The organism is Yaniella sp., from assembly GCF_030453185.1.
Taxonomy (GTDB): Bacteria; Actinomycetota; Actinomycetes; order Actinomycetales; family Micrococcaceae; genus Yaniella.
In genome coordinates this window covers 1-8,389 of record NZ_JAKDKW010000090.1, presented here as the reverse complement: position 1 = coordinate 8,389, position 8,389 = coordinate 1, and the positions used below count along the sequence as shown (strand labels likewise).

6 protein-coding genes are annotated in these 8,389 nt (G+C 58.8%); all 6 read left to right on the top strand.

Annotation, left to right across the window (positions count from 1 at the left end; all coding sequences use genetic code 11):
* The coding region (locus tag L0H14_RS10900; RefSeq protein WP_301421814.1) for an FAD-binding and (Fe-S)-binding domain-containing protein at positions 1–2,564 on the top strand (2,564 nt) is incomplete at its 5' end.
* Between the two features lie 236 nt (positions 2,565–2,800).
* Complete coding sequence (locus L0H14_RS10895; protein ID WP_301421813.1) at positions 2,801–4,144, top strand: amidase; 1,344 nt, start codon at positions 2,801–2,803, stop codon at positions 4,142–4,144.
* Positions 4,141–5,241, top strand: a complete 1,101-nt coding sequence (locus tag L0H14_RS10890; RefSeq protein WP_301421812.1) for a PrpF domain-containing protein — start codon at positions 4,141–4,143, stop codon at positions 5,239–5,241. The genes L0H14_RS10895 and L0H14_RS10890 overlap by 4 nt, the downstream gene beginning before the upstream one ends.
* A 126-nt stretch (positions 5,242–5,367) precedes the next feature.
* Positions 5,368–6,741, top strand: coding sequence for an OFA family MFS transporter (locus L0H14_RS10885; RefSeq protein ID WP_301421811.1), 1,374 nt, complete (start codon positions 5,368–5,370; stop codon positions 6,739–6,741).
* Positions 6,725–6,877: a hypothetical protein gene (locus tag L0H14_RS10880; protein ID WP_301419061.1), complete on the top strand. Its 153-nt coding sequence runs from the start codon at positions 6,725–6,727 to the stop codon at positions 6,875–6,877. The genes L0H14_RS10885 and L0H14_RS10880 overlap by 17 nt, the downstream gene beginning before the upstream one ends.
* Positions 6,878–6,901: 24 nt before the next feature.
* A complete protein-coding gene (locus L0H14_RS10875; protein ID WP_301421810.1) occupies positions 6,902–8,194 on the top strand; it encodes an amidase family protein in 1,293 nt (430 codons plus the stop codon).
* Positions 8,195–8,389 lie beyond the last annotated feature (195 nt).

The window sequence follows — 8,389 nt, the reverse complement described above, 5'->3', positions numbered from 1 at the left end:
GCCCGGGATTGGTGTTGGACTTCTCGCGGTATATGAATCAGGTGCTCCACATTGATGCCGAAGCCCAGACAGCCGTTGTGCAGCCGGGCGTTGTCCTGGCGGATCTGCAAAAGGCGTTGGCACCCTATGGTTTACGGTTTGGGCCAGATCCTTCTACGGCCAACCGTGCAACCATCGGCGGCATGATCGGCAATAACGCGTGTGGCCCACACGGGCTGTCATACGGTCGGACCGCAGACAATGTAGTCTCAATGCGCTGGTTGTCCGGTACCGGTGACGTGCTCGACGTTGGCGAAGGCGCCGACGCGCTCACCGGCGTCGAGGGACTCGAAGCATTTGTGATGAACAATCTCGCGGTACTACGCACGGAATTTGGGCGCTTCGGTCGACAAATCTCCGGATACTCGCTGGAACACTTGTTGCCGGAAAACAACCGGAACTTGGCGGCAACCCTGGCCGGTACCGAAGGCACGGCCGGCATGATCTTGGAAGCCACCGTCAAGGTCGTACCCAAATCTGCCGCACCGGCGCTTGCTGTCCTTGGCTACCCGGATATGGCCACTGCCGCTGACGATGTCGTCCACCTGCTGCCCCACAAACCATTGGCGTTGGAAGGGCTAGATGCCCAACTCGTCGATGTGATTCGCCGGTCCAAGGGCAAGTCGGGCACCCCCAGCTTGCCGGAGGGTGGTGGCTGGCTAATGGTCGAAGTCGACGGGAAGGATACCGACGACGCAATGCGACGCGCGGATGCTCTGATCGCCGACGCATCCGCCATGGACGCCGTAGTGCATGCCGCCGGCCCCGAAGCCATCCGATTGTGGCAGATTCGTGCCGATGGTGCCGGTCTTGCCGGACGTACCGCCGACGGTTCGCAAGCCTGGCCGGGTTGGGAAGATTCCGCAGTACCGCCCGAACACCTGGGTGACTATCTTCGCGACCTCCAGGCGCTCATGGAGCAACACAAGTTATCTGGGCTGGCTTATGGCCACTTTGGTGACGGCTGTATTCACCTGCGCATTGACTTTCCGCTAGCAGCCACCCCCGACGTCATGCGTGCCTTCATGGAAAAAGCCGCTGCCCTTGCTGCCAGTTACGGCGGCTCACTATCCGGTGAGCACGGTGACGGCCGCGCACGCTCAGAGCTCTTACCGACCATGTATAGCCCAGAGGCCCTTGCAGCCATGGCCCAATTTAAGGGCCTGTTTGATCCCGATGACCTGTTGAATCCCGGTGTCGTGGTGCGCCCCGACCCGTTGGATGCCAACCTGCGGCGCCCAGCAGCGGCACCGATGATGGCTTCTGATGGGTTTGCATTTGCCGAAGACGGCGGGGATATCACCAGCGCGATTCACCGGTGCGTTGGGGTCGGAAAATGCCGTGCCGATGCCCGGGACACGGGGCAATTCATGTGTCCATCGTTCACCGCAACCCGCGATGAGAAAGACTCCACCCGAGGGCGCGCTCGTGCCCTACAAGAAATGCTCAACGGTGGCGTGGTCTCCGATGGCTGGGCCTCCCCAGAACTTCACGACGCCCTGGATCTATGCCTGAGCTGTAAAGCCTGTGCCAATGATTGCCCTACCGGCATCGATATGGCAACCTTCAAATCTGAGACCCTGCACCGCACCTACCAGGGCAAACTCCGACCACGCGCCCACTACACCCTGGGACGGCTCCCCCAATGGTTACGCCTCGCCGGGCCCTTCGCTCGGATCGTCAATGTGCTGGGCAAGATCACGCCGCTGCGTAAAATGGGGCTCTTCGCCATGGGCGCCGATGGCCGCCGCTCCTTACCAGAGTTAGCAACCAAACCGTTTCGTCGGTTGCGCAAAAACGTGACCCCGACTCACCGGCCAACTGGCACTAAGGTCGTGCTCTGGGTCGACTCATTTACCGACAGCCTATCCCCGGAAATCGCACTGGATGCCATCACGGTGCTGGAAGCTGCCGGTTGCGATGTCAAGATCGCTGATCCCGGGATCTGCTGTGGCCTGACCCTGATCAGTACCGGGCAGTTGACCGCAGCAAAACGGAAGCTCACCAACACGGTCAAAGTATTGCACCCTTATGTTGCCGCCGGCTACACCGTGGTGGGTTTGGAACCCAGTTGTACCGCAACGCTGCGATCCGACCTGGTAGAGCTTCTCCCCCGCGATGCTGCGGCAAAGGCGGTCTCGGACCAAGTCAAAACGATCGCTGAGCTACTGACGAGCTTGGATTGGCAGCCACCACAGCTAGACCGCAAACTGTTGGTCCAACCGCACTGCCACCAATACGCGATTATGGGTTTTGACACCGACGAGAAACTGCTCGAAAAACTCGGTTGTGATGTCGAAATATCATCCGGGTGCTGTGGGTTGGCAGGAAACTTCGGTATGGAACAAGGACACTACGATGTCTCAGTTAAAATCGCTGCAGACGGCATTTTGCAGAAGATCGATGCGTCCCCAGACCGTGAAGTATTAGCCGATGGCTTTTCCTGCCGCACACAGATCACCGACCTTGACGGCACCAGCAGTCGACACATTGTCCAACTGATCGCTGAACAGCTCAAAGAGTAAGAATGAGGCCCCGGGACTGGAGCCCAGGGCCTCAAACTCTCATCACTCACACCTCGGAAGAGGATGAGTTCTACTCTAGGAAATGTTCCTGTTACCGAGCTTGATTGCAGCTCCACATCCCAGCCGAATCCTCTGGTAAATCGCTGGACAGATCAGCCAACCCTGCCTTCAATAGTGCAAGAACAGTAGTGTGTGGGAAAACCAGAAATGTACCCGATGCCAACAGAGGAGACGCAGTGCACTACAAACACGAAACCGTAGAGACACTGGGTCAAAAACTCCGCGATGGCACAACCACGGCACAACAGCAGGCAGATCGGGCACGACAGGCTGCTGCTAGAGCAGAACCCGTTTTCATCACCACCGTTGAGGATGATGCCGCGGCGAATTCTTCCGATCAACGTTTCCAGTCACATGCGCCGCGCAGTGCGTTAGAGGGCATCCCGATCGCTGTTAAAGACGTTATTGCTACCGCCGGTGTGCGAACGACCATGGGGTCTCGGCTCTTTTCCGATCATGTGCCAAGCGAAGACGCACAGATCGTCAAACAGCTCAAGGCTGCTGGGGCCAATATTGTGGGGAAGTCCAACACCCACGAATTTTCCTTCGGGATCCGAGGCGATTCGACGGCCTTTGGGGTCGTACCGAATCCGCACGACGAAACACGTATTGCCGGTGGTTCGAGTTCCGGCTCCGCTGCCGCTGTAGCTCGCGGTATTGTACCTTTGGCAGTGGGCACCGATACTGCGGGTTCCATCCGTGTACCGGCCGCCTTATGCGGCGCGGTCGGATTCAAACCAACCTACGACCTCCTGGACACAACAGGCATATTTCCGTTGGCACCGTCATTTGATACCGCAGGTTTCCTCGGCACCACCGTCCAGGACATCATCGTGGCCATGGCGGCCGTGGGTGTTGAAAGCATATCTGACCTATCAGAGTCCGGTGTTGATCTTCAGTTCCGCACACTACGTGGGAATCCTGGTCTGAGCTCCGGAATTCCTCCTGAAGAAACGGAGCAGCGAGTCCCCGATCTCCTGGAGGCTCCCGACGTCCACCACCCCAACTTCCAGGGGAGGCCGGCAGATTTTCGGGGGGTGTTTAACACCATTCGGAGCCGAGAAGCGTATCTGGTGCATGAACCATACCTGCAATCCGATTCGGCCTCCGAGCAATATCAGCCACTGACCTATTCGCGTCTGCAGGAGGGCGCCGACATCACTGATGAGCAAGTTCAACAAGCACATGCAACAATCCGTGAGATCGGCGAACGCTATCTTGCCGAATTTGCCGACGTCGATATTCTGCTGAGCACCACCGTGCCCATCGAAGCCCCACCGCGGGATCAGAAGCCCGGTACCGGATCCGAAGCCTTGGTCTCCCAAGCTGTGGCCTGGAATGTGCTGGGCTGGCCAGCTTTGGCGATCCCCTACTGGTCAGCCAACGATCCGCTGCCAAAATCGGTACAAGTGATTGGCAAACCCGGTCGAGACGCTGATGTGCTGCGCGCCGGCAAACATATCGAACAACTCCTATCCGTGGGCAGTACAACCACGGATGACTCGAAAGGTCGCAGTTGAGTACGAATCAGCGCAGCATACCCGCAACCTACATGCGTGGCGGCACCAGCAAAGGTGTGTTCTTCCACTCCCGCGACCTCCCACCCGCCGGCGATGAACGCGACGAACTGCTCCTGCGCATTATGGGGTCCCCCGATCCGCTCCAGATCGATGGGATGGGCGGCACCTACTCGTCAACCAGCAAGGTCGTGGTGGTCGATGGAACGCACAATAATACAGTGAGCTACTGGTTTGGCCAGGTCAGTATTGCGCAGGCGTCTATCGACTGGAACGGTAACTGTGGCAATTTAACGACGGCGGTGGGACCGTTTGCACTCGAGGAGGGTTTGGTGCCCTCGCACGAACCTGTAACGACCTTGACGCTGCACAACGGCAACACCGCGACCACAATCGAGACATCTGTTCCGATACACAATGGGACGTTCAAGGTGGACGGAGACCACGTGGTCGACGGTGTACCGGGCAGCGGAGCGCCGGTGGTCACTCGCTATCTTGATCCGGCTGGGAAAACGACCGGCCATTTGCTGCCCACTGGGCGTAGCGTGACCGAAGTGTATCTGCCGTCGGGTCAGCTGCTCCAGGTATCGGTGGTCGATGCGGCATCAGTCTTTGCTTTCATCCAAGCTTCCGAACTTGGCGTTGACCTCGAGCGTGATACTGCATCCCTCAATGCAGAACATGCAGTGCTGGAGCTGATCGAGTACGTCCGCTCGCAGTTGGCTGTGCAACTCGACAGGGTTGAAGAACCTGCGCTGGCGGCAACACAATCGGCGACTGTTCCACGGATCATGCTGTTTGAACCCGGCACCGGCAAGACCACTGTCAACGCTCGTGCTGTGATGATGGGCCAATTTCACCGGGCATTACCGATGACAGGAGCACTGTGCCTTGCCGCCGCCGTCCATACGCCGGGCACTTTGGTGCACACCAGGCTGCAGCAACCGGCTAGCCCGGAGGTAATCATTGGGCATCCCAAAGGCCAGGCAGTGGTCGAAGTTGCGGCCGAACAACGCGACAACTGCGTTCTCATACACTCGCTTGGTGTCACGCGCACCGCGCGCCGAATCATGGACGGCAACGTCTACGTTCCGACCTAATCAACGACAACCTGACTGTCCCAGCAAGAATCCAGCTTGTGGCATTGACATTACGATTTTCTCCTCTGTACACTCGAGCGGATTGTACGGCTCATGGACTTGCGGTGATACGCGAGGAAGGAAGCAATGGCCAGTATCTTAGATAGAAAAGCAATCGTGGCTCCGAAACACTTCAACCGTTGGTTCATTCCAGCAGCTGCCCTCGCGATCCACTTATGCATCGGCCAGGTATACGCCTTTAGTGTTTTCAAAATCCCGTTGATGTCGCGCTTTGACGTCGGCGAAGTATCGGTCGGTTGGATCTTCTCGGTAGCCATCGCCATGCTCGGGCTCTCGGCCGCATTCGGCGGGACCTGGGTGGAAAAATCCGGTCCACGAAAATCCATGGTGGTAGCCGGTACCGCATGGGTACTCGGCTTCTTCGTTGCCGCCTTGGGCATCGCAACCGGTCAATTGTGGCTGGTGTACTTCGGTTACGGCTTCATCGGCGGTATCGGCCTGGGTATTGGCTACATTGCGCCGGTCTCCACGCTCATGAAATGGTTCCCCGACCGTCCCGGGTTAGCAACCGGTCTGGCGATCATGGGCTTCGGCGGCGGTGCCCTGATTGCAAGCCCCATGTCGAATGCTCTGATGGTCTTGTTCGGAGGCGGCACCGAAACCGAAAACCTCGCCTCCGGCCTGGTCCCTACGTTCGTGGTGCTCGCTCTGAGCTACGCCGTCATTATTGCCGCCGGCGCCTACGTGATTCGGCTGCCCCACCCCGACTGGACACCGGACGGGTGGGATCCCTCAAAAGTGGAAGCCACTCCGATGCAGACCAACCTGAATGTCTCGGCGAACAAAGCGCTCAAGACCCCACAGTTCTGGTTCTTGTGGATCATATTGTTCACCAATGTCACCGCTGGGATCGGTATTCTCGAAAATGCCGCCCCGATGATTCAGGACTACTTCCCCGGTGTGACCGCAGCTGCCGCCGCAGGCTTCGTCGGTATCCTCTCGCTGGCCAATATGGGTGGCCGGTTCATTTGGTCGACCGCTTCCGACTATGTTGGCCGCAAAAACATTTACCTGCTCTACCTGGGCGTCGGAGCGCTGCTGTATCTGGTCATCGCCTTCTTCGGAGGCAGCTCGCTGGCGCTGTTCATTGTCTCGGCAATGCTCCTCCTCTCTTTCTACGGCGGTGGTTTCTCTACGATCCCCGCGTACCTTCGCGATATGTTTGGCTACTACCAGGTCGGCGCGATTCACGGTCGCATCCTCACCGCTTGGGCGGCTGCCGGTATCGCCGGACCACTGATCGTCAACAGTGTGGTCGAATCCCAGTCGGCGGCCGGTAATCAGGGCCCCGAGCTGTACACCCTCTCGATGTACATCATGGTTGGCCTGTTGGTCCTCGGGTTGATCGCGAATGTGCTAATGCGCCCCGTCGCCAAAAAATACACCGTCGAATACGCCGAACAGCAGCAGGAGGTCACAACCGATGCATACTCCAAATGAAGCAGCCCACACCGACTCTGAAGTCAGCACCACCTACCGGTCCATCGCAGTCATTCTCGCATTGATTGTCATCATGGGCCTGGGGTACGGGCTTGTGGACACCACTATCAACGCAGCAGCGCTGTTCACCGAATAACCCAGCGCCGTCTATGCTCGAGTCATGCAGCCTTCGCAATATATGATCACCCAGCCCACCGACGGCGTGTGGACTGAACTTGCCAGTGACCAACACCTGCAGCTGCAGCTGGATGCGCTGAAGCCTCAAATTACCGACGTTGCCGCGGTGCCAACCATGGCGGTCAAGGCCAATATCGGTGTCGCAGGCTTGGCACGCTCGGCCGGCAGCAAGGTCCTGGAAGCTGATCGTCCCGTAGTCGACGCCCCGGTTGTTGCAGCACTCAAAACTGCCGGCTACGTGGTGGCGGGCACAACAAATATGCACGAGCTGGCCTTCGGTATTTCCTCAGAGAACGCTGACTACGGTCCAGTCCGGCTGCCGGGACACCCAACACGTTCTGCGGGCGGCTCCTCCGGTGGCAGCTCCGTTGCGGTGGCCGAAGGGTCGGTCGATATTGCGCTGGGTACTGATACCGGTGGATCAGTTTCGATACCGGCAAGCCATTGCGGCATATACGGGCTACGACCTTCCACAGGCCGCTGGCCCGGAGCCGGAGTCACGGGGTTGTCCTGGACTCGAGATACCGCCGGGGTGTTCGCGAGAAATCTTGCACAACTCCAGGTGGTCGACGCCATCATCACCGGCCAGTCTGCTGCGAAGCACTCAGCCGAACGACTCCGGCTCGGCGTCCCCACCCAGCTGCTCGAGGCGCTGGACCCGCATACCGAGCAGGTCGTGAACCTCGCTTTAGAAAAACTGGAACAGCATGCTGTATTGGTTGAGGTTGATTACGCGCCAATCCTTGAGCAGCTCACCGACGCAGAACAGCCGGTGGTGCTGTGGGAAAGTCGCCGGCTCTTGGCGTCGGTCGCAGCCCAAACCTTTGACATGGCACCGCAAGCAGGATTCGAACATCTGGCCAAGCATGTTGGCAGCCCTGATGTTGCGAGCCTGTTGCACGCTGAGCTCGCGAACCCGGTCAGCCCTGATTCTTATGCGTCTGCCCAGCGCAGTATCATGCAGGCCCGCTCCGGTTATGACCAGCTCCTGGCGAAGCACAAACTTGATGCACTGGTCTTTCCTACCACGCCTGCGCCGGCACCCTTGCTCGGTTCAGAAGGGCTGGTCGAACATTTGGGTGAGCCCGCGCCTATCTTTCCGTTGTATACCCGCAACACTGCACAGGGCACCATGCTGGGCGCGCCTATGCTCACATTGCCGTTACCGGTTCCGAGCCACGAATTGCCGGTGGGCGTCACTCTTCAGGGAGCCCGCTTTGAGGATCGGCAACTGCTAACCATCGCAGCCAAGGTTGATGCAGCCTGCTCAGCGTGAGGGCCAGTTTGGGAGTAAGCAGCCTGGGTTAGGCGGCGATGCGGAGGACTGCGGTCCATTGGGTAGTAGCGGTGGCGTAGCAGTCTGTCGAGAGTCTGAGCTCAGGCAATGGCCGCTTGTCTGGTGGTTGCCGTTTATCGGGTGGGATTCCCTCCAGCACCGGGCCGGTGTCTTTGGCATACTGATGCCCGGTAG